15 protein-coding genes, 1 tRNA gene and 1 pseudogene are annotated in these 22,113 nt (G+C 42.1%); 9 read left to right on the forward strand and 8 right to left on the reverse strand.

The window, feature by feature from the left end:
- Positions 1–259: 259 nt before the first annotated feature.
- The 4 genes and pseudogenes from NSTC745_RS19160 (at position 260) to NSTC745_RS19175 (ending at position 8,343) form a co-directional block, all read left to right on the forward strand.
- The gene (locus NSTC745_RS19160; RefSeq protein WP_445632341.1) at positions 260–2,500 is read left to right on the forward strand and encodes a M48 family metalloprotease; all 2,241 of its coding nucleotides are present in this window, start codon (positions 260–262) and stop codon (positions 2,498–2,500) included.
- Between the two features lie 678 nt (positions 2,501–3,178).
- Positions 3,179–3,679 carry an RNA recognition motif domain-containing protein gene (locus NSTC745_RS19165; protein WP_096539977.1) on the forward strand — a complete coding sequence of 167 codons (501 nt, stop codon included), beginning with the start codon at positions 3,179–3,181 and terminating at the stop codon, positions 3,677–3,679.
- A gap of 1,326 nt (positions 3,680–5,005) precedes the next feature.
- A pseudogene (locus NSTC745_RS19170) lies at positions 5,006–6,271 on the forward strand (glycosyltransferase family 4 protein); the annotation flags it as partial.
- A gap of 338 nt (positions 6,272–6,609) precedes the next feature.
- The gene (locus NSTC745_RS19175; RefSeq protein WP_445632342.1) at positions 6,610–8,343 is read left to right on the forward strand and encodes an Rqc2 family fibronectin-binding protein; all 1,734 of its coding nucleotides are present in this window, start codon (positions 6,610–6,612) and stop codon (positions 8,341–8,343) included.
- 763 nt (positions 8,344–9,106) lie between these two features.
- On the opposite strand, the gene NSTC745_RS19180 is transcribed toward NSTC745_RS19175, so the two are convergent.
- Positions 9,107–10,729 carry an iron uptake porin gene (locus tag NSTC745_RS19180; protein ID WP_445632343.1) on the reverse strand — a complete coding sequence of 541 codons (1,623 nt, stop codon included), beginning with the start codon at positions 10,727–10,729 and terminating at the stop codon, positions 9,107–9,109.
- A gap of 312 nt (positions 10,730–11,041) precedes the next feature.
- On the opposite strand from NSTC745_RS19180, the gene NSTC745_RS19185 reads away from it, so the two are divergent.
- The 4 genes from NSTC745_RS19185 to NSTC745_RS19200 all read left to right on the forward strand — a co-directional run bounded on the left by NSTC745_RS19185 (position 11,042) and on the right by NSTC745_RS19200 (position 14,154).
- Positions 11,042–12,061 carry a metal ABC transporter substrate-binding protein gene (locus tag NSTC745_RS19185; RefSeq protein WP_445632344.1) on the forward strand — a complete coding sequence of 340 codons (1,020 nt, stop codon included), beginning with the start codon at positions 11,042–11,044 and terminating at the stop codon, positions 12,059–12,061.
- A gap of 106 nt (positions 12,062–12,167) precedes the next feature.
- On the forward strand, positions 12,168–12,968 hold the full coding sequence (locus NSTC745_RS19190) for a metal ABC transporter ATP-binding protein (protein WP_445632345.1): 801 nt from the start codon (positions 12,168–12,170) through the stop codon (positions 12,966–12,968).
- A gap of 168 nt (positions 12,969–13,136) precedes the next feature.
- Positions 13,137–14,006, forward strand: coding sequence for a metal ABC transporter permease (locus NSTC745_RS19195; protein WP_445632346.1), 870 nt, complete (start codon positions 13,137–13,139; stop codon positions 14,004–14,006).
- 75 nt (positions 14,007–14,081) lie between these two features.
- A tRNA-Phe gene (locus tag NSTC745_RS19200) sits at positions 14,082–14,154 on the forward strand.
- A gap of 222 nt (positions 14,155–14,376) precedes the next feature.
- Here the strand turns inward: NSTC745_RS19200 and NSTC745_RS19205 are convergent.
- The 3 genes from NSTC745_RS19205 to NSTC745_RS19215 form a co-directional block, all read right to left on the reverse strand.
- The gene (locus tag NSTC745_RS19205) at positions 14,377–15,249 is read right to left on the reverse strand and encodes a hypothetical protein (RefSeq protein ID WP_445632347.1); all 873 of its coding nucleotides are present in this window, start codon (positions 15,247–15,249) and stop codon (positions 14,377–14,379) included.
- 30 nt (positions 15,250–15,279) lie between these two features.
- Positions 15,280–15,663, reverse strand: a complete 384-nt coding sequence (locus NSTC745_RS19210) for a hypothetical protein (RefSeq protein ID WP_445632348.1) — start codon at positions 15,661–15,663, stop codon at positions 15,280–15,282.
- 188 nt (positions 15,664–15,851) lie between these two features.
- The gene (locus NSTC745_RS19215; protein ID WP_445632349.1) at positions 15,852–16,358 is read right to left on the reverse strand and encodes a hypothetical protein; all 507 of its coding nucleotides are present in this window, start codon (positions 16,356–16,358) and stop codon (positions 15,852–15,854) included.
- 354 nt (positions 16,359–16,712) lie between these two features.
- On the opposite strand from NSTC745_RS19215, the gene NSTC745_RS19220 reads away from it, so the two are divergent.
- Positions 16,713–16,943 (forward strand): helix-turn-helix domain-containing protein, encoded by a 231-nt coding sequence (locus tag NSTC745_RS19220; RefSeq protein WP_445638645.1) that lies wholly within the window; start codon positions 16,713–16,715, stop codon positions 16,941–16,943.
- Positions 16,944–17,288: 345 nt separating this feature from the next.
- Here NSTC745_RS19220 and NSTC745_RS19225 read toward each other — a convergent pair whose 3' ends face one another.
- The 4 genes from NSTC745_RS19225 to NSTC745_RS19240 all read right to left on the reverse strand — a co-directional run bounded on the left by NSTC745_RS19225 (position 17,289) and on the right by NSTC745_RS19240 (position 21,808).
- Complete coding sequence (locus NSTC745_RS19225) at positions 17,289–18,137, reverse strand: hypothetical protein (RefSeq protein ID WP_445632350.1); 849 nt, start codon at positions 18,135–18,137, stop codon at positions 17,289–17,291.
- A gap of 5 nt (positions 18,138–18,142) precedes the next feature.
- Positions 18,143–20,419 carry a hypothetical protein gene (locus NSTC745_RS19230; protein WP_445632351.1) on the reverse strand — a complete coding sequence of 759 codons (2,277 nt, stop codon included), beginning with the start codon at positions 20,417–20,419 and terminating at the stop codon, positions 18,143–18,145.
- Entirely contained in the window at positions 20,409–20,660 is a 252-nt protein-coding gene (locus NSTC745_RS19235; RefSeq protein WP_445632352.1) for a hypothetical protein, read from the reverse strand. Before NSTC745_RS19235 ends, NSTC745_RS19230 begins: the two co-directional genes overlap by 11 nt.
- Positions 20,661–20,989: 329 nt before the next feature.
- Complete coding sequence (locus NSTC745_RS19240) at positions 20,990–21,808, reverse strand: LamG-like jellyroll fold domain-containing protein (RefSeq protein WP_445632353.1); 819 nt, start codon at positions 21,806–21,808, stop codon at positions 20,990–20,992.
- Between the last annotated feature and the right edge of the window lie 305 nt (positions 21,809–22,113).

Below are 22,113 nucleotides of genomic sequence, written 5' to 3' on the forward strand. Positions count from 1 at the left end.
ATACAGAATTAATCAGTCGGAGTTAAAATTCTGGACTGATTGAAAGCTACCAAACTGAAAATTAGATCGGGTATTAAACTCGCTCAATTCATCCGCCAGTGGTACAGAATTCAATTCTGACTCCTGAATTCTGACTCCTGAATTCTGAATTCCTTCACAGGTTGGCTTAGCTGGACACAGTTGATTTCCACGGCATCTGAGGGTCGCGCTTTTGCCCAGACGTGGATCGTTTAGAAGAGATTGGAGTGCCAGAATCTGTATGCCTTCACATGCCAAATCGTCTTTGGAGGCTGGTTTAGTTGCCCTCAAGCAGGGAAATTACCAAACAGCGATCGCTCAGTTAGAACCTCTTGCTAGTAGCGAAAGTAATGCCACTGCTAACTTACAAGCAAGGGTTGGTTTAGTGATGGCTTATGCCCGTACTGGGGAAGTCTCTAAAGCGATCGCCTTTTGCGAAAATCTCATTGAGAGCAACAATCCTCAAGTTCAAGAGTGGGCAAAACGCGCTCTCGAACATTTGACAAAACGTCAAAAACCTGAACCAGAATCAAAAAATGTCGAAACTGGATTTGTTGCTTTTGAAAATTCATCCCCAGATACTCCTAAATCAGACGAGAAGCCAAAAGATGAAGTAACAGAAACCAAGAACCAGAATATCCCCCAAATGGTGCCATTAGCTAAACCCAAAGCTACTGTCATACCACCACCTCCGCCGCCCCCCCTTAATGGTTTCATGGGTTCCGTTACCCGCACCCAAGCCAAACTATTCGGTGTTATTTATTGGCGACAAGCACAACGCGCTAAGGCATGGCAGCCCCTACGAAAACCAAAATTAATTCCTTTGCGGCTGCTGGCTGCGGGAACATTCATCGCCCTGTTTTGGGTGATTCGAGAAATCCTCAAGTTAGTATTGGGAGCCATCAACCACGCTTTAGTCAAGCTCCCCTATGTAGAACCGTTACAGGTTTTATACAATGACCCGACACGATTTTTGCTCATAGCGTTGGTAATTTTAATCGCCGCATCACCTTGGTTACTGGATTTGCTACTGGCAAACTTGTACGGTCAACGAGAACTAGCTAAAGATGTATTGAACGGCCATAGTCGAGAAGCTGTCCGGGTATTACAACGTTGCTGTCAACAAAGGCATTGGCCTTTACCCAAACTGCGAATTTTGCCAATGGCTGCGCCAATTATTCTTACCTACGGTAGCTTACCACGGAACGCGAGAATTGTAGTCAGCAAAGGACTGTTAGAACAACTAACAGATGATGAAATTGCCGTTATTTATGCCACCCAGCTAGGGCATATTGCTCACTGGGATTTTGTTGTCATGTCTTTGGTGTTACTGGTGACACTACCAACTTATAAGGTATACGAGCAGGTATCGAAGTTGGGTGACAACATATCAGGAAAAATTTGGCGCACTCCTGTGACAATTGTGGCTAGTTTGATTTATGGAGTTTGGTGTTTGCTAACTGGAACTGCATTGTGGTTGTCGCGGTTGCGGCTTTATTATAGCGATCGCACCGCAGCTGAAATTACTGGTAATCCCAATGCTTTAATTCGTGGCTTGCTGAAAATTGCCATTGGAATTGCAACTGATATCGAAAAACAAGAACAAACCAGTTCGCAGTTGGAAAGCTTAAATATCGTCGCACCAATCGGCTACCAACAGAGTCTTTCTTTAGGCACAATTGCCAGTCATCTTTCTTTTGAATCTTTTTTGAAATGGGATGTTGTCAATCCCTATCGCCGATGGTTTACGATTAATAATAGCCATCCTCTGGTGGGCGATCGCATCGAACGCCTCTGCCAAATAGCCCGTCACTGGCATCTAGACACCGAATTACATTTCCCTAGCGAACAACCATCAAAAGTTAGGCGTCAGTCTTTCTTATTACAAATCGCTCCTTGGTTAGGAATTCCTCTCGGAGTTGTGTTTGCAGGTTTGGTGTGGCTAGCGTGGCAATTAGCATTCGCACTTAAATTTTTAAATCTCAAGTGGATTTATGAGGATTGGTCTTTCATTACAGGCTGCCTTTTGATTGGTTTTAGCATCGGTACAGTGATCCGGATTAATTCTTTCTTTCCCGATATTAAGCCGCCCACTTTGCAAACTGATGACTGCCTGCCTAATTTGTTAGCTGACCCGTCTACGTTACCCATTGACAGCATCAGCGTGCGTCTTGTGGGCAAATTATTAGGTCGTCAAGGCACTGCTAACTCCCTAGCCCAAGATTTAATATTACAATCAAGCGCTGGCTTAGTGAAATTACATCATGTTTCTTGGCTAGGACAATCAGTCAATCACCAGGATTTGATTGGTAGGCAAATTATTGTCACAGGTTGGTTCCGACGAGGAGCAACACCTTGGATCGATATCCAAACCCTAGAAACTCAAAGTGGTAAAACCATTCATAGCCCTCATCCCATTTGGTCTACTGCTTTAGCAGTTGCAGCGCAGGCTTGGGGTGCATACGTTTTTCTCACTGGTTAGTCATTAGTCATTAGTCATTGGTCATTGGTCGTTGGTCATTAGTCATTAGTCATTTGCTTTGGACAAAGGACAAAGGACAAAAGACAAACCGAAATGTAAACAAAAGTTGCAGGTTTTATTCACAAGTGTTACATTTATTTACACAAACAATAGCAACCGAAATAACTCAGCTTCATAGCTTTGTGATGAATTCGGATGCTTTTTCCCCCTCCATAGCATATTTATCCTCCCAACACAGCAGCAAATCAACCAGCCACTGGCTGGTTTTTGTTTCCAAAAATCTCGCCTTGAATAAAAAATGTGTTTTATGCTACGATGCGGTAATACTAAAGTCGAAAATGTGTGCGCTAAACTAGCTAGGTAGAAAATACCGTGGTAATGTAAAGGATGGTATTTTATTCTGCTAAAAAGAGCATTTAAAGAAAGCGCGTACTTTGGCAGACAGTAGACTATTAAATTTACAATTCTTAGAATTAAGGTGTTATTAGCTCATCGTAGTGTGGGCCTTTGGATTAAATAAGCTCGATCCCAACGAAAAACTGTATTGTATAAGTTGATAGTTTGGAGCAAAAAAATTGGTTGCTGGCAGTCTTTCTCAATAGCATCTATTTTAAAAGCCAAAGCCAAGTAATGGTTTTTTCACCTTGCCATGTTCATTCATTTCTGGAGGTATAGTTCATGTCCGTTCGCCTATATATAGGTAATTTGCCTAAAGAAGAAATCGATCGTCAAGATCTACAAGCAGTATTCGCAGCTGAAGGTGATGCTGTAACTACTAAATTAATTAAAGACCGGAAAACCGGCAAATGCCGTGGTTTTGGTTTTCTGACGGTCAACAATGACGAACAAGCTGACCAAATAATTGAAAAGTATAATGGTCAGATGTTTAAAGACACTCCCATTAAGTTAGAAAAGGCATTACCTCGTACAAAGGGTGATGAGGGCGAGGAGCAAGCTCCTAAAGCAGCTAGTGTTGCTAGTAGCAATCCTACTCCTAACACTAACAAAGAAGGTAGTCGTCGTGAGAAAGGTTCCAAGAAGCCTCGTCGTGGCAGTGGTGGTGGCACTTCTCGTGAGAGCACCACGACTACGGAATCAGACGCTATTCGTCCAGATCCCCGTTGGGCTTCGGAATTAGAAAAGCTCAAGCAAATGCTAGCTGCACAAACTACGAATTAATCCTTAAGGGGAAGATTAAAAATTAAAAATCAGAATTACTTTTTTGATTTTTAATTTTTAATTATTGATTTTTATCTAGCTCCTTAGTTAAAAGCTGGTTGCAGCTATTTTTGTAATTCTTATAGTGCAAAGCCTACTTTCAGGTTGTCTTTTAGATCTTAGATTTACCTATAGTCATTACTGAGAAGCCGCTTGCCCACCCTTACTGAAACTACAAGTTAAAGTAAGGGTCTATTTTTTTAGTATCCATCGGATAGTGCTAAAGCAGGCCGAAAATATAGTTACTATTTTCCTAATTTTAATGCTTGCTAAAAAATTAGATGCTAACGTCACAAGGATTTTTAATTTGGCTTAGTACACTCTTAGACTGAAGAACCTGAGACTGCTTAGCGTAACCCAACAATTAACGCCTAATATTAGATTTGCCTTTGTATCTTAAGATATCTTGCTACAACCCAAAAGTATTAGATTTTAGATAGCTCCTCGCCTCTATCTTTCACAAAGCAAAAGGCATACACGGAAACTCTTTCAGTGGGTAAAACTGAGGGAGTTAAATTTTTGGCACTTTTTTACTTGCTAAATCGCCACTCAGCGTCAAGGCTAGGTAAAGCGTAGCAACTGGTGTGTAAATTCTAATCGTTGGATATTTTTGCTTGCAACTTCGAGATATTTTCAATCTAGAATCAAGTTTTATTTTTGGTCAAAAGCAAATATTACTGATTACAAAAATTACATAACTTAAGCTTATGTCTAAATTTAGATTAAAGTTAAATACACTCAATTCAAAAGAATTAAAAACCAAAATTGGATATTTAGAATATCTCCTAAGTCTGGAAATTTTTAAATTTAAGCAGATTATAGGATTTTATTTAAAAGCATAAAAATATACTAATTATGACTCTCGTATGAATGAGGCTATATCTACAAATCTGCCAAAAACATTATTATTACTATAGCAAAATTAAATCAAATAATTCTTAACTTAAGTATAAATAATAACTCGTCTTTACTTTTTATCCATATAACCAAGGTAATCACTTTTTTAATAAATTTATCTATAAAATTAGCATTCTCCAAACACGACAAAGAATAGAATTTCATCTATCAGAAGGATTAGATATAAATATTGCCATTTATATATAAAAGAATTAAATACATATACTTAATCTAAAAGTATACTTCTGGCAGAAGATGTAAAAAATTATTAGAGATATTAAATTAAAGTCAATAATAATCAACGTTCTTAAATAATTCAGGAAGGCGTGCTATTAGACACGCCTACTTGGAATCGACTAAAACTTTGTTACAATCCGCAACACACAAACTATGAATACCACCGAAAAACGCATCGCCTTGATTTCCGTCCACGGAGACCCAGCGATTGAAATAGGGAAAGAAGAAGCTGGAGGACAAAATGTTTACGTGCGCCATGTGGGTGAAGCGCTAGCGCAGCTTGGATGGGAAGTTGATATGTTTACCCGCAAGGTTAGTCTGGAGCAAGACTCAATCGTTCAACATAGCGAGAATTGTCGAACTATTCGTTTAAAAGCAGGCCCCTTGGAGTTTGTGCCCAGAGATGATATTTTTGGATATTTACCAGAATTTGTGGAAAATTTCCTCAAATTCCAAATAAAAAATGATATAAAGTACCAGCTAGTTCACACTAACTACTGGCTTTCTAGCTGGGTAGGGATGGAATTGAAGAAAATCCAAGGAGTTAAACAGGTTCACACCTACCACTCTTTAGGAGCAGTAAAATATAACACGATAGATAATATTCCGCTGATTGCCAGCCAGCGATTGGCTGTGGAAAAACAAGTGCTGGAGACAGCAGAACGAATTGTAGCTACGAGTCCGCAGGAAAACGAACATATGCGATCGCTCGTTTCCACAAAAGGCAATATCGATATCATTCCCTGCGGTACAGATATTCAGCGATTTGGTTCGATTGGACGAGACGCAGCGAGATTAGAATTAGGAATCGCTCCAGATGCCAAAATTGTATTGTATGTCGGTCGTTTCGATCCACGCAAAGGTATAGAAACCTTAGTGCGTGCGCTAAATGAGTCTCAACTACGGGAGTCCAACAACCTCAAGCTAATTATTGGTGGTGGTAGCACTCCGGGTAATAGCGACGGAATTGAGCGCGATCGCATTGAACAAATCGTCAACGAATTAGGGATGAGCGACTTGACCATCTTTCCCGGTCGTTTGAGTCAAGATATTTTGCCAACTTATTACGCAGCAGCTGATGTTTGCGTTGTTCCCAGTCACTACGAACCCTTTGGATTGGTGGCAATTGAAGCGATGGCCAGCGGTACCCCAGTAGTAGCAAGCGATGTTGGCGGACTTCAGTTTACTGTAGTTAACGAACAAACAGGTTTATTAGCACCAGCGCAAGATGTAGCTGCTTTTGCAAATGCGATCGACAGAATTCTGTTGAATCGAGAATGGCGAGATAAGTTGGGTAAAGCTGGTAGAAAGCGCGTCGAAACTAAGTTTAGTTGGGATGGCGTTGCAAATCAACTGGGCGAACTCTACAACGAGATTTTGGGACAAACAGCCGAACAACCAGAACCAGTATTACTCACTACCAAACAATCAGAACCAGTATTACTCACTACCAAACAACCAGAACCAGTATTACTCACCACCAAACAATCAGAACCAGTATTACTCACTACCAAACAACCAGAGCCAGCATTACTCACCACATAACCTAATATCCTTAGTAATAGGTAATTGTGAATAAGTAACCCATAATCATCAATAGTAGGGTGGCACGGGAGTGCTACCCTACTATATTATGTAGCGTGTTACATCTTCAACACTGCTAAAAATTTTTACTGCTTTTTCAAATCATGCCAGTCTGGACTAGACGCGATAGCATATACTGGGCATCGATATTTGAAAGTTAATAATTAATTTTTGTGCAACCAGTTGACTTTACCACCCTAAAAGCTGCTTGTAGCGAACTACGCGCGAACTGGCTACCCTCTAGAACAGAGCAAGTTTACCAGCGCGATCGCTATACTATTGCCATAGCATTACGCACCTTGAAACAGCGGGGTTGGCTAGAGATTTCTTGGCATCCTCAAGCTGCACATATTTGCATTGGCGATCCGCCACCACGAATTCCTGATACCTTCACCTTCAGCCAACAACTGATACACCAATTGGGTGGTTTGGCCTTAGTGGCAATTGAAGCGATCGCTCCTTGGGAGCGCGTTATCGATCTACAATTTGCTCGGCGTCCTGGTGAAAGCGCCCTATATCATGTGTATGTAGAAATTATCGGCAAGTATAGCAATGTCATTCTCACCGATGCTAGCAATATAACCATCGCTCCCGCACATCAAGTCAGTCAGCAACAATCTAGCGTCCGTCCCATTCAAACCGGACAACCTTACGAAACACCACCTAAACTGACTGGGACTCTCCCCAATTTGAGCGAATCTCAAGAACGTTGGCAAGAACGGGTAAGTTTAGTACCAGGAGCAATCAAGCGGCAATTACTCAAAAGTTATAGTGGTCTAAGTGCTGCGCTGCTAGAATCAATGTTGTTAGCAGCAAATATCCCACCAGAAACATCAACCGATACCCTTAAACCTGAAGATTGGCAAAGGTTGTTTGAGCGTTGGCAAGAATGGCTGCAAGCGTTAGATTCAAGTAAATTTCAACCCGCTTGGACAAAAGATGGTTACACAGTAATGGGTTGGGGTGGAGTAGAAAGCGCCAAAGACACCCAAGAATTACTCAACCGTTACTACACCGACCAACTCAATCAACAGTTATTTTCCCAATTGCGGCATCAGTTGAGTCAGAAATTAAATAATATTTTGGAGAAATTACACAACAAAGCTCAAACCTTTAAGACACGCTTGCAGCAATCAGATCGAGCCGATGAATATCGCCAAAAAGCTGATTTATTAATGGCTCACCTGCAAAACTGGGAACCGGGTATGAAAGAGATAATTATCCCAGATTTTGAGAATAATCAGCCAGTAGCGATCGCTCTGCAACCGGATAAAAACGCCGTCCAAAATGCCCAAAGTCTTTACAAACAGCACCAAAAACTCAAACGCGCTCGTTCTGCTGTGGAACCGCTACTTTTAGAAGTGCAGACAGAAATTGATTATTTAGAGCAAGTGCAGGCTGCGATCGATCAGATAGATAACTACCAGACAGCAGAAGATTTGCAAGCTTTAGAAGAAATTCGCGAAGAACTGATTGGGCAAAAATATTTACAAGATCCAGAGTACCGCGATCGCACTAGCAATGAAAACTCCATCAGCAACTTTTATCATTACCGTACTCCCAGCGGCTTTGAAGTATTAATCGGTCGCAACAATCGCCAAAATGACCAATTAACTTTTCGTGTGGCTGGGGATTATGACCTCTGGTTCCACGCTCAAGAAATTCCAGGTAGCCATGTACTACTACGTCTCGAACCCGGTGCTGTTGCAGAAGAGGCTGATTTGCAATTTGTTGCTAATCTTGCAGCTTACTACAGTCGCGCTCGTCAGAGCGACCAAGTACCAGTAGTATACACTCAACTAAAACACGTCTACAAACCCAAAGGCGCAAAACCCGGAATTGCCATTTACAAGCAAGAAACCATCCTCTGGGGAAAACCACAATTAGTCGTTGGGCATAGGGCATAGGGCATAGGGCATAGGGCATGGGGCAAGCAGGAGGTGTGGGAGGTGTGGGAGGATGGTGAAGAAATTTTTTCCCCCTCTCTCCCCACACTCCCCACACTCCCCCATCTCCCCATCCCCCCTCTCTCCCCACACTCTCTGCTCCCCTTCTCTACCCTACGTTGTAGCCAATTCTCCTCATAGATAGAAGTTTTTAAATTTTGCTTATATCTTTTTTTGATGAAATTTTCTGAAAAAACTGTGTTGGCTGTTACAATATTGTTAAGAAAAGTTGCCCGTTGCATTTTGGGAACGCGCAATTGGGTTTTAACTCTCTTGAGAAGACAACGCGAAAAAAAACATTTTTTAGACCAGCTGTGGGAGGCTGGTCTTTTTGTTATTATCAGCAAACTTTTTCTTGGGTTTTGGTGAGATGAAGTACTCGATGGTTTGTCAAAGACAAATCAAAAACGGCTTAAAACTCACTTTAATGTCATCAGATCCTCACATTTACCGACATAATAAATTGGCTGTAAAGGCGTACAACTGTACCCTCCGACTTATATATCAGGTATTTCATGAAATAGTATTACGTGTGCCTTCAAGGAGAATATTAAAATTTTTACTCCATTATTGCCATAGAATTACTTAAATTTATTGCTTTGCGTTCTTGGCGATTAGTTAAAAAATTAAGTACTCTTACAGTGGTAAGGGAGTAATTTTTAAATAGCACTGAAAATCAAGACGCAAAAGATAAGTTTGCGTCTTGATTTTGAGATTTTCAAAATTAGAAACTGAATGTGGTTCTCAGGGCACCAATAACAACATCATCATTATCATTGTTATGATCTGGCGATGTTAGCCAAATGACTCCTGGGGTAATGGTGATATTATCACTGAGCTTATATTGGTAGAATGCTTCCAAATGATAAGATGTGTCCTCATCTTCAGCTAATCCTACAAGACTAGAACTTGTAACTTTAGGCTCCACACCCGCAATAATACCTGCTAAACTACCTTTTGTACCGAGGTCGGGAAAGCCAAGGGTAACAGCATAGTTCCAAATGTCAACGTCTCCACGGTTTCCTCTCAAGCTTCGAGTGTTAGTGTATCCAACCCAACCACCTAAAACTATGTTATCAGTGATGCCAATGGATGCTTGCACGCCGTAAGAGTTACTGGAAAATCCGACTTCTTCTTCTGGTAAACCCTGGATAGCTGCTATATCTTGGAAGGTTGCTGCATTGCTGCCTGTGAGTAGTGGTTGGTTGTAAGAATTGATGTAAGTTAAACCAAGAGAAATGCGATCGTTTGGTTGAACTGTCAGCTGTGCCAGGGCACCATAAGAACCATTGAACAAACCATTATTAGGTGTAGGGTTATTAGCTGTACCACTCAAATACCCTAGACTTAGCGATAATTGTTCGCTAAATTCGTATGTTAATCCTAAACCAGCACCGTTTATCTGGTTATAAATTGGGTTGCGCGTACCAAAGGTAGACAAAGCACCAAAGGCACCATCACCATCAAAGATATTGACAGTACTAGTTAGGTCGTCGGCTGCACCTGCATTGGCAATAGCAACCACCTCTGTCTTCTTGCCCAAGGGAAATCTGTAAAGTAGTGCATCGATCGCAGCAGTAGTGGTACCATCCTCACCAGCAAAGAATAAATTGCCCTCTGGCGTACCAATGTCAGGGCTGAGAATATTATTCGCCTGGATTCTAGTGAACAGGGTGTCTTGTCCTGTGAAGCTGGTGACAAGTTCTATCCGCGCCCGTACCCCTAAAGTGGTATTTTCGTCTGTAATTTCTGCGCCGTTGACTGTATTTCCTGACAAAACATCGCTAACGACGGCAACAACTTGTCCTTGCAGTTTAGTTGTAGTAGAAAACTGATTGGCTTCTAATTCAGCTGTGCGTGCTTCTACTGCATCCACACGGCCCCGGAGTGTCGCTAGTTCGGCGGAAAATTCTTCTTGCAGTTTTTGTAGTGCGGCTAAATCTTGTTTGCTAACTAAATCGCCTGTGGCTGTGGCAATTAATTCATTAACGCGATCTAGACAAGCATTCAAACCAGCAGCAAACTCATACCGCGTCAGTGCCCGATTACCACGATAAGTGCTATTTGGATATCCTGCAATACAACCATAGCGTTCTACTAGCGATTGCAATGCTTGAAAAGCCCAGTCTGTAGTTTGCACATCTGACAACTGAGACACTGAAGTAACTTGTGCCATTGTTTTATTTTCAGATATGCTCTCAACCTTGGTGTTTGGACTAGCTAAAACTTGCGATCGATCGATTTGGGAAGTACCAGATGTTTCACCTGCAAATGCAGCAGTACTCAGAAATACCATTGCACTGCACACAGCTGGACTAAATAGCAGATATTGATAAACTTTTTGCATTTTTCTCCTCACACCAATCTACAATTCGCGCTCACACCGCGCTTTTTTGAAAGCACATTTTATTAAAAACTCGTCAGTAATCTTATCAGAAGTATGCAAGCTTTTTAAAAAATTATGTCAATAAACCCTAATTGTTTTGGGAAAACTTAATTGCAAATGGCTCGTTACTCAATAATTAATTGTGATTTATTATACCTATCAAATATTTATTGAGAATGAGAATTACTATAATATCAGATGTAGAATAAGTATCATTGTCAACAAAAATTGTGGTCAAAGCATAATAACCATCGGTTTTGCGGAGGAAACAACGTGGTGGGGAATTGGAGAAAATTTAGAACATACAGACGACGAAACGGCATCGTATCATTAATTGCTCTGCTAATATTGTCGATCGCTGCTGGCTGTAGCGAATCGAATCAGAATCAAGGAACAGCTGTCCAACAGTCCCCACAAGCACGAGAAGTTGCATCTACTCCAACAGCACAACCCAGAAAAACTAAAGTGGTGACTACATTTTTGCCCATATATTTGTTTACCAAGGCTGTGGCTGGAAATGTCGCCGATGTCGAAATTTTAGTGCCACCTGGTACGGAGGTACATGAATACCAGGCGACACCGGAAAATGTGAAAGCGATCGCCACTGCTAATGTATTAGTAAAAAATGGTTTAGGGTTAGAAGAATTTTTGTCAGATACTGTCAAAAATGCCCAAAACTCTAAATTAACAGAAATTGATGCCAGTAAAGATATTAAACCCTTAAATGAAATTTCACCTGTTGAGAAAACAGCCAAAACTCAAGAAGATCGCGAGCACGAACATGCTAAAGGAAATCCTCACGTTTGGTTAGATCCGGTTTTGGCAAAACAGCAAGTAAGTAATATTCGTGATGGTTTAATAGCAGCCGATCCAGGAAATAAAGCTACTTACGAGGCTAATGCTGCGGCTTATATTAAAGAATTAGAAACATTAAACAGCGAATTTCAAGAGACATTACAAAAGAATCCGAATTGCACTTTCGTGACCTTTCATGATGCATTTCCATACTTAGCCAAACGCTACAAGCTCAAGCAAGTTTCTGTGGTGGAAATTCCCGAAGATCAACTTTCACCAATAGATGTGCAAAATGCAATTAACGCCGTAAAAAAGTATAAAGTTAAAGCCTTATTTAGCGAACCAGGAGTCGATAATAAATTGCTGACTAGTCTTTCAAAAGACTTGAAGTTAAATTTGCGTACTTTAGATTCTTTGGAAACTGGTGAAACAAATCCACAGTATTATTTCCAAGCAATGAAAGCTAACTTACAAACTTTAGAAACTGCATGTAAATAGATTTGTTATTAGTCATTTGTCCTTAGTACTTTGTCTCTCGTCCTTTACAAATGACCAATGACCAATGACCAATGAACAATGACCAATAACCAATAACCAACGACTAATGACTAATAAGATTGCTATTTTAAAAGTAGAAGGATTAACAGTCTATCAAGGCAGTTATCTAGCTATACGAGATGTTTCCTTTGAATTGTTGCCAGGAACAGATACAGCTATAGTTGGCCCCAACGGTGCTGGTAAAAGTACTCTCATAAAAGCCGTTTTAGATTTGATACCTCGGAGTGCTGGTACGATTGAAATATTGGATCGGCCAATTGCAAAGCTGGGGTATTTGCGTCACTTGTTGGGGTATATGCCGCAAAATTTCTTCTTCGATCGTAGCTTTCCGATTTCTGTCAGGGAATTGGTAGGACTAGGATGGACAAGCGAAGGCAAAAGGCAAAAGGCAAAAGGCAAAAGGGAAGATTCATTTTTCTCAAAATTATGGAGACAAGACTGGGATAAATCGTTAGCAGTAACAGAAGCTTTGCGGCGAACCGATGCTTATCATTTACAGCATCAAGCTATTGGTACTCTTAGCGGCGGCCAGTTGAAGCGCGTGTTGTTAGCTTATTGTCTGGTGAAGCCACGGAAATTGTTGGTACTAGATGAAGCCTTTGCTGGGGTTGATGTACAAGGCGCCGCAGATTTTTACGCTTTGCTAAATGAATTAAAGCGGCAAGAGGGTTGGACAGTATTGCAAGTTTCCCATGATATTGATATGGTCAGCCGTCATTGCGATCGCGTGCTTTGTCTCAATCAAACCATTGTTTGCACGGGAAAACCAGAAATTGCCCTTTCACCGCAAAATCTCTTAGCAACCTATGGGCCAGGGTTTAGTCGCTACCAACACAATCATAATTAAGTTGGGCATTGGGCATTGGGCATTTGTTTTTCTTTGCGTCCCCGCGTCTCCCCATCTCCCCACTCTCTATTTTTCTTGAAAGTTTTGAATTCAAAACTTGACTCGGCTTCATATAAAATACATTACAAACTCGATCGTGATAACTTATCAAGGGCATTGCCCATAAGTATGGATTTCTTCAATAATTGTCAGATAGCTTGGCTAGCGATCGCTAACGGTAATAACTTAGCCAGCTTATTACAATACCCCTTTATGCAGCGGGCGATCGTAGAAGCTGTACTAATGGGAATACTTGGCGGGATGTTGGGTAGTTTTGTTACCTTGCGCCAACTATCTTTTTTCAGTCACGCCGTTGGTCATGCAGCATTGGTGGGTGTAGCTTTGGGTGTGCTGTTACAGGTAAATCCTACTTGGATGCTGTTACCTTTTACCTTAATTTTTGGTGTTGTTGTCCTCTACTTTATCGATAAAACCGACTTAGGTAGCGATAGCGTACTTAGTATAGTGCTATCTGGGGCATTAGCGATCGGGCTAATTCTCACTAGTCTAATCAAAGGATATCGTGGCAACTTGATGCAAGTACTGTTTGGCGATATTCTGGCGCTTGATGTTACAGATTTGATTTTGACGCTGCTGGTACTTGTGGGGGGTTCCATATTTTTACTATCAACTCTGCAACAGCAAATTTTATTGACACTTAACCCAGATGTAGCGCAGGTTCAAGGTATTCCCGTGCAATTGTACCGCTACGTTTTTGTGGTCTTGCTTTCACTCGCCGTTGCTGTAGCAATTAAAGCTGTTGGCGTTTTACTAGTAAATGCCTTTTTGGTGATTCCCGCCTCCACTGCCAAACTAATGAGTCACCGGTTTAGCGGGTTTCTAGCCATTTCCGTAATCGTCGGTTCCACCACCAGCATTACTGGAATCATTGTCTCAGGCCTTTTCAGCATAGCTTCTGGCCCTAGTATTGTTCTTGTCCAGTTTCTACTCTTTTTAGCTGTTGTCATCTGGTTTAAATTGACCTTGAAAGCTGCATAAATATTTTTCTCCAACCTCTTGCAAATTCATTTTATCTTTGCTACATTTATTAATCGTGGCTCAAAAAAAGCCCCTGCCGGGATAGCTCAGTCGGTAGAGCAGAGGACTGAAAATCCTCGTGTCACCAGTTCAAGTCTGGTTCCTGGCATACATTACAAGAAAAATTGACACTTGCATATCGCATAAACTTGCATAGTACTTGCATACAGCGAGAGATATCATATTGGATTGCGTTTAGCAGTGCAAAATGTACACCAGTTACAGATCTCCTCCAAGAAATACCGATCAATCGGAACAAGAAGCAGTATCCCCTTTCTCACTATGCAAGTCGTATGCAAGAAACACCAGTGATAATGGTCTAAGCGATCGCTTACGATAACTTACGTGGACGCCCTCTCTTGCGTGGTGCTGTCTTCTCCGTTTCACTAGAATCGGCGCTAGACCGTGTGATTGTATCTTCCTGTCCTAATACTGTTGTTACTACGCTATCTACATCAGGTTTCTCTACTTCAGTATCATCATCATTGCCATCAGATTCACTATCGTCACAATCAGAAAGATCGTAATTCATCGACTCGAAACCCGTTGTAGTAGTGAGTTCATCTGTCTGTTCCTGACGAACAGATGACCCTTGACTTACCGCGTCGTCGCTCATGCCCCATGTTTCGTAGTCGATCTCGTCATCATGCTCGACTTTGTTGTTAGAGCTATCCTGAACACGCGTATCATCGACGGCGGTATTACGAGGTTCGTCTACAGCATTAACGGTAGTCAACTCATTTGAGACATCGGCGGTAGCAGGTTCGCTGCATTGTGGACTTAGTTCTAAGAGCCATTGCTCTACTGTTTTGTGCGGGAATCGCTCATGCAGGCGCTGTGCTTCTGTTCTTAATTGCTCTCGTTTTGCGCGATCGCCTCTCGTTAGTGCGTACTCCTTTAACTCAGCGAAGAAAAAATTATAATATTCTTCGTTTAATTCTTCATTCAAAAATATACCTAATCGTTCTACTACCGTCTTGAATACTGTCTCAATGACGTATTCCTTGTCGAAGGTTACCATCATTTGACGAGCGTTTTTATCATCCCTGATCAGTCGTCGCATCCCTCGTTTACGAAGCATCTCAGGCGACAGTCCAGCCGTGTGCAATCCTGGTGTATAGTACTGCCTTTTAGCTTCTTTCCAGTGAATATCCCCGATGTGTTGGTAAGTTTTTCCTTCGTCTTTCTTCCTACTTCTGACCATAATTCCCTTGATTCTTGCGACTATGTGTATTTAGCGAAAAATTCTTGCAGATGACCGTCGATGATGTACCACCGATAAAAACCTATTGAATAAAGTCTTCAATGATTTATTCAATGAATTATTCAATAAACTTTCCTTAGCACCCAACTCATACCGATTTGTATCGATACCGTTCTCAGTTGGTCTTATAGCAAAACTGGGGAACCGATCGGGTAATTCTTCGATGGTTATTCCGTTGGCAAACCGATTTATGATTCTTTCTACTTCGTGTTGTGTCTCTACAGTTATTGAACCGCAGAATAAACCACCTAATCTCGTTCGATATGGGTTGTACCAGCGAGTTAATTTGTAGCCATCTGCATTAGATAGCCTTACTACTCTGATATCCCAGCCATTAGCTGCATAAACGATCATTTTTTGACCGTTCACTCTATGGTATATAGCTTGTCTTTTCACTACCTTTGTTACCTAAAACTGTTTTTGTGTGTGTTGGGAATTGATTTTAGAGCGTGCTATGAGAACCATTCAATAAAGCATTGAATGAATTATTGAATGAAATATTGAATGGTTTCTATTTGATGTATAATTCCCACTTTCAAGGCTTAACTAATACCGTCTCTTATTTGACCTACTAACCACTTTTCCATACCAAACTCTAAAGCTGCATCAGTCACCTGTGTTGGTTGATAGCCATTAGACACGTTTCTCTCCCCCATCTCGCATTTTTTGATGATATGCTCGACCGCTTTTTTAATCGCCTGTTTGTCATCACCTGGATACAGTGACGCGACTAGTCGCAAGCCATACGGGTCATGTGTCTTAATGCACTCGTGTACTACTTTCTCGTAGTCTTCTGCGTTCACAAGAAAGCAACCAAAATCTATGTATACGTCAACCACTTTCTTGACTATCCGTACCGCCTCACGTTTGCCAGTAGGTGCTATCATTTGCCACTGGACAGGCATCGCCTGAGTTTTCCTGAACTTTTGGTCAGTAGCCTCGACAATCCACGCGTCATTGTCGTATGGACGCCCTACAACACATAATGATGTACCAAATACCTCATGAGTCACGTAATCGTTGCTTAGTTGCACTTTATTGTTCGTCATCGTCTTACGCCATGTATGGTGTCTTAGCTTGCCAATTACCGCGATCGCTCGTTTTATAGCTCGACTCGTGTCTCTCAGTACGTCGTCGGAAGCTTTCAAGTATTCGCTGTATAGGTATCAGTACTTGCAGTTAAGCACTATGGAAGTGTTTGATCTCCAACCCCTTGCTATAACTACATTTGCTTTTACGTTTCCACCTTGGCTGAGTGGCATGAATCAAAGATAACCTAGTCTCACTTGGTATAGCAATAGTTAGACTTATAATATTTATCTATCCAATATCACATTTTTATATAACTCAGTGATGGTTAGACTAATGACAGTGGGATACAATAGCAATAGGTAATGAGGCTAATGACAGTGGAAATCAGGCTTAAGCAGATCAGAGAATCTAGAGGGTTGTCCCAGAACGCGCTAGCAAGACAACTAGAGATGTCGTTAGGGAACGTCCAGAATATTGAGTACGGTAAAGCCAAATCTATTCCACTGGATACCCTAGAGAGGCTATGTACGGTACTTGATTGTCAGATAGGTGACTTACTTGTTTTAGTCAAAAATAAAGACAGTACAGCAAGCGATGGTTAGCAAATATCAGTTAATAGAACCATAAAACTAAAAGAGGGGTATACGCTACCTCTCTTTTTTTTGTATTTAATAAATCATTCAATATTTTATTCAATGGATTATTCAATATTTTATTCAATAGATCCTACATACACCACACAGTAAACGGGTGGTAATCGATTGGATTATTACCCGCTTCTTTTACTTTATTCAATAAAGTATTGAATACCAAAAAATGGTGATACTCTATCGATTCAATGATTACTGAAATGTATACACCCTCTTTTTTATTGCGTCATAAAATAGGTCGTCAAATACGCCGATAAAAACGACGTATATAACGACGATGTAAAAATAAGGGGTACATCATACCGCAACGAGCGAATTGTACCTTGATGTTGTGTCTATCAGGAATACAGGGTTTTTGATATTCGGTATCTGCACGTAAGCGTACCGAAATCTCACGTTAGCAGTAGGGCGATACCGTCTTGCTTTAACCTGTTTCTCGTATGCTGTAACGGTCGTAGGCGTTGACTGAGATGCTTTTTTGGGAGTACTAACGGTCATCTTGTCGTCATCAAAAACGACATCCTGACAAGCGAGAAAACGTCTGATAAGGTCTATTGCGTCGGCTTCTACGTTACCGTACAACCGCAGTTCGTACCCTTTTGCCTTATCTTTGTAGTAGTAGATGTTCTTACCCTTCGTAAATACGACGCCCTTTCTTGCTTCTATGAATTCTGCTTTCACTTTGTTGGCGAGTGACTTGGCGTTGAGTTCCGTAAATGTTGCCGCCGTCTCATTCATTAACCTGAAACTATATTCAGCGTCTACAGCATTCTGTCCCACCGGCACGCTCGCCTTATCTTGTGAGAAGTACAGTTTCACGATTGGGTGACCTTCTACCGGTGGTGCGATATCTTCCTTGGAGCCGTAGTAGGTTATCAAGTCTTTTCTACTCTGTCCCAGGATATCGAAGAACAGCGATGTACGCATTCTCATCACGGCGTCGTTATCGTCATCCACTATCTCGCAAGCTACTCTCAGGGCACTACGAGAGGTTGCGATGTTGGGCTTCCAGTCGTTACCGAGATCGCTGAAATACCGGCGAACGAGTGCATTGTACTGCTGTCTATACACCTTCTGTAAGTGTTCAAAGCTTTTGAAATTCGCTGGCAGAGAGTCAGAGGGCGGTTGATTGGGTGTAACTGTCATGGTGTTTACTCTCCTTCTGCATCATAGAAGTCGTCTAGCGTAATGTCGTCAAAGTTACCGCTATCCGCTTTCGCTTGTTCGTATTCAGCAGCGGTTACCTTGGGCACGGGAACCTCTAGACCTGGCTTGTAGTGGACTGTGTTACCTTCAGCATCCTTTACTGGGTTGCCGTTGGCGTCTTTCGGGTCTTCTTGTGCAAGTTCTCTTTTTAAGTCAGCGACACTTGAGTCTATGCCGTCAAAAGCTGCTTTGAGAGCAACTGGAACCGCTACCACCATCAAGACGGAACTTAATCTATCGCCAGTCCTTGATAGGTAATCAAAGAATTTACCCTTAAGGTTGGGTTGTGGATTCATCATCGCGTATGCTTTTTCGCCTACCACACCCCACTCGCGTAATGCATTACCAATCTTGCCGACATTACCGCCAATTACCTCCATACCAGCGGTTAGGATACCTCCGAGACTAGCAATCTGGTTAAATACATTACTAGCAGCCTGATAAATCCTATTCGCCTCCTGCCATTTTTCGGTAAGAAGTGTATAGTTTTCGGCTCCTATAGCGGTCTTGATGATATCCTCTGTCGTTTTACCAATTACCGCTCCCACGTCAATTGGTGTACCATTAATGCCCTTGGGGACAACGAAACCTACGACTTGGTTAACTATGGTAAGGAATGTTTCACCCAATGCACCCGACAGCATTAGGGCATTGTGTACCGTAGCGGCGAACGTCAAGACTGCCAGAACCTTCTCGACATAGGTATTCTTGGCGATATCTTCGATAAATTGTGAAAGCCCGCCAGTAACCTGTTTACCGAGTTTGTTGTTGATAACGTTCAGCAATGCCAATTGTGCGGCGTCACTAAACTTAGACACAACATCCCAAATTTGCTTACAAAATACCAATATCGGCGTCAATACTGCCATTATCGGAGTTAAAATACGCGATCGTGTTGTGTTATGTTGTACCGCGTTTTGATTACGTGTTTGATTGTGTTGACTAATAATCAATGCCCTTAAACTTGCCAAGTCTACTGGATTCATATCACCATCTCTCCCATTTCTTCCCGGCGTTCCCGGCAACCCCTGTAACCCACGCTCACCACGCTCACCACGGTCACCCCTCCTACCAGGGATTCCCGGCAATGTAATTACTTGTGTTATTCCTGGTGCGCCCTGCCTACCGGGTATACCCGGTTCACCACGCTCACCCGGTCTACCTGGTATACCTGGATCGCCTTTATCTCCCTTGAGTCCCCTTAATCCCTTAAGTGTTTGGTACAAAGTGAGAGCCGTTAACGCTACTCCTAAAGCTTCCACACTTTTCTGGAACGCTTGCCCTGCTAATCCTTTCGCTTGCTCTCCAATGGTTTTAGCTTCCGTTGCTTTCCCGATCGCTTGATTTGATTTTTGATTAGCAGCATCAGCGGCATTAATAGCCGTGTTCGCCTGTGCCGCAGCAAACCCAGCCCGACTTAAAGCACTTGCCCCGATACTTTGGGCTTGATTAGCTATTCCCAGTGCAGCATCGGAGATACCTTTGATAAATGTGATATTTATCTCAGCCTTACCAAGCCTATTTTTTATGCCTAATAAATCTCCTAATATTCTGCTTACATCGCCACCTAACGCTATTACCTGTCCTTCAACTGCGTCGATGCGCTGCCCTAGCACCTCCAATACCGCTAATTGCTCTAGTAGCGTAAAAATCGTTGCAATTACGTTGAATATTTCGAGTATCCGCCCTGCCAGGATGCCGACTTTACCAAGTGCCTGACGACTGATGCCTACTGCCTCACCAGCCTTGAATATCGCCTCACCCACACGACGTTCAAAACTACCGATCGCACGCCCTAAACTATCCACGCGAGAGCCTATACCCTGTACTATACCCTTAACGCCGGATACGTCATTTGCTGCATTAATAGCGGTACGTGATGCCGTAGACGCCGTTGTTTCTACTACGTTCAGCCGTGCCTTGTTTAGCGCTGCTGCGATTTCGGCGTCAGAAGCTTTACTAAAGGACTTATTTGCAAGTCCCATCGCCTCCGAGGCACGATCAACCGCTTTTTGTATTTTTGGTTGAATGTCCCTAAGTCCCACACTTACCGCCGCCGTTGCCGCTGTTTCGGCTATCCCCGGTAATTTGGGTAAGATACTTTGCTCTGATAACTTCACTGAGCGTTGTACGATAGCATTTTCGTTTACACGAGGAATAGCCGCTATTTCCGCCCTAAGCAATGCAATCTCTCTCGCTAAATCGGCACAATTATCCGCCATTTTTCACCTTCAATGCTGTACGCATATCGTGAATTTGTTTGGTATTTGATGCACAATCTGAGCAACAATATCCTGGGTACTCGTCGGTTTTGCACTCACAGTAACCCGGTGGGCAGCGATCGCGTATGCAATTTACTTTGAAGGTAATCGGTGATATGCCGGTATCCTTATAAATTAATACGTCATCATGAAGGACACGAATAACGTCGTAATTAGCGTCGTAATCCACGACGAATGTCATATCACCTGTGTTATCGCTGTAAACACTATCGAATTCCGCTTGCACTCTATTGCCGGTGACCACCGATCTGTCAACAATGTACGTGCATGGTAGCTCGGTAGATGGATCGTTGCCGATCTGACGAAATGTGCCTGTACACGAAATAGAGCGAATATTACCGGGCGCAAAGTGATTCAACGGTGCGTTACCAGTGAACTGAAACTTTTCTTTATCGACTGCGGTTACTGTTACTTCAATCGGTAAACTGCCCTTGAAAATTACACTTTTTACCTCACCGTTACCCTTGGTATACGTGAGTTTTGCGCTTGTATCTTCGATGCTGCAATATGTCATGATGTGTATGCCAAAGTTGGGACATTATACTCAAAGGTTCTTACCCTCGTTTCTTGAATATAGGCATTTTGTAACGCCCTGTACCTAGCGCTACCTCCGGCGACCGATAAAGGAGAAGCACCAATATTTAAAGTGGGATTTCCACCTAAAAATATCTGTCCACACGGTATAGAAGCACAACATTCACCATCCACGAATAACATCAAATTACCGCTAAATTTAATACCGCAAATGTGATGCCATGCACCCAATGAATGTGTTTTATATGAGTTGGCAGAATAAGAAAATCCACCACTTCCTATCTGTACATAGAATGTATTGGCGTTCGAGCTAGCATCGCTGTGATTACGTCCGATCGTTAGCCAGGATGAAGACGAGTATTCGAGGTATATCAATGACGCCATATACCCATTACTTGAATACGCTGACGGTAGCCAGCAAAAACATTCTAGCAACCAATCTCCATAGAACAGAAAATCACTTGATGCGGCGCACGTAAGATACGATGGCGTGGTGCTGGGAAGAAATAGCGATTTAGTGCCAAGTTTCTTCTGTGTAGTCGATAACGATGGACTGCCAACACTTGATATTGAGTGACCATAGATGTCAACGATATCGCTGTCTAAATGCGCTAGAAATACGCTTCGTGCTGTCTGTACTGGTGATGTCAACGCTGATGCTTGAGCCACACCAGTTAATAAATTTGCTCTCGTTATTCGCCGTGTGATGCCATCGGCTTGTTGAATGGGAATGAGATCGGTGTTATCTGGTGTAAATTTCTCACTCCCAATCTGGGAGATCTGTATAGGATTCACAGACGATAGTATCCTTTATCGATAGGTTTATGTCATCCCTGGAAGTGTATTTTGATTCCCAAATAAAAACATTCAGGAGTTCATATAAATTCGTTCGGTCATACCCAATTGGGTAGCCTTCCTCTGTGATAATTGGGTTACCGTTTTCGTCAGCGAGAAAGGCTTGGAAGAAGGTGGCTGCACGTACTAGAATCGCCACTAATAATGATTCGGCAGAGTTGTTAATGAATGGGGTAAGTGTTATTAAATCACTCTTCTTTATCGTTAGTGTAGTCGATGTTTGTACGGCTCCATCACCAAATAAA

Source organism: Nostoc sp. DSM 114161 (genome assembly GCF_052692665.1).

Excerpts from the sequence above, each read along its gene's own strand:
- NSTC745_RS19160 (WP_445632341.1), top strand. The coding sequence starts at position 260 with ATGCCTTCACATGCCAAATCGTCTTTGGAGGCTGGTTTAGTTGCCCTC.
- NSTC745_RS19165 (WP_096539977.1), top strand. The coding sequence starts at position 3,179 with ATGTCCGTTCGCCTATATATAGGTAATTTGCCTAAAGAAGAAATCGAT.
- NSTC745_RS19180 (WP_445632343.1), bottom strand. The coding sequence starts at position 10,729 with ATGCAAAAAGTTTATCAATATCTGCTATTTAGTCCAGCTGTGTGCAGT.
- NSTC745_RS19190 (WP_445632345.1), top strand. The coding sequence starts at position 12,168 with ATGACTAATAAGATTGCTATTTTAAAAGTAGAAGGATTAACAGTCTAT.
- NSTC745_RS19195 (WP_445632346.1), top strand. The coding sequence starts at position 13,137 with ATGGATTTCTTCAATAATTGTCAGATAGCTTGGCTAGCGATCGCTAAC.
- NSTC745_RS19205 (WP_445632347.1), bottom strand. The coding sequence starts at position 15,249 with ATGGTCAGAAGTAGGAAGAAAGACGAAGGAAAAACTTACCAACACATC.
- NSTC745_RS19210 (WP_445632348.1), bottom strand. The coding sequence starts at position 15,663 with ATGATCGTTTATGCAGCTAATGGCTGGGATATCAGAGTAGTAAGGCTA.
- NSTC745_RS19215 (WP_445632349.1), bottom strand. The coding sequence starts at position 16,358 with ATGACGAACAATAAAGTGCAACTAAGCAACGATTACGTGACTCATGAG.
- NSTC745_RS19220 (WP_445638645.1), top strand. The coding sequence starts at position 16,713 with ATGACAGTGGAAATCAGGCTTAAGCAGATCAGAGAATCTAGAGGGTTG.
- NSTC745_RS19225 (WP_445632350.1), bottom strand. The coding sequence starts at position 18,137 with ATGACAGTTACACCCAATCAACCGCCCTCTGACTCTCTGCCAGCGAAT.
- NSTC745_RS19230 (WP_445632351.1), bottom strand. The coding sequence starts at position 20,419 with ATGGCGGATAATTGTGCCGATTTAGCGAGAGAGATTGCATTGCTTAGG.
- NSTC745_RS19235 (WP_445632352.1), bottom strand. The coding sequence starts at position 20,660 with ATGACATTCGTCGTGGATTACGACGCTAATTACGACGTTATTCGTGTC.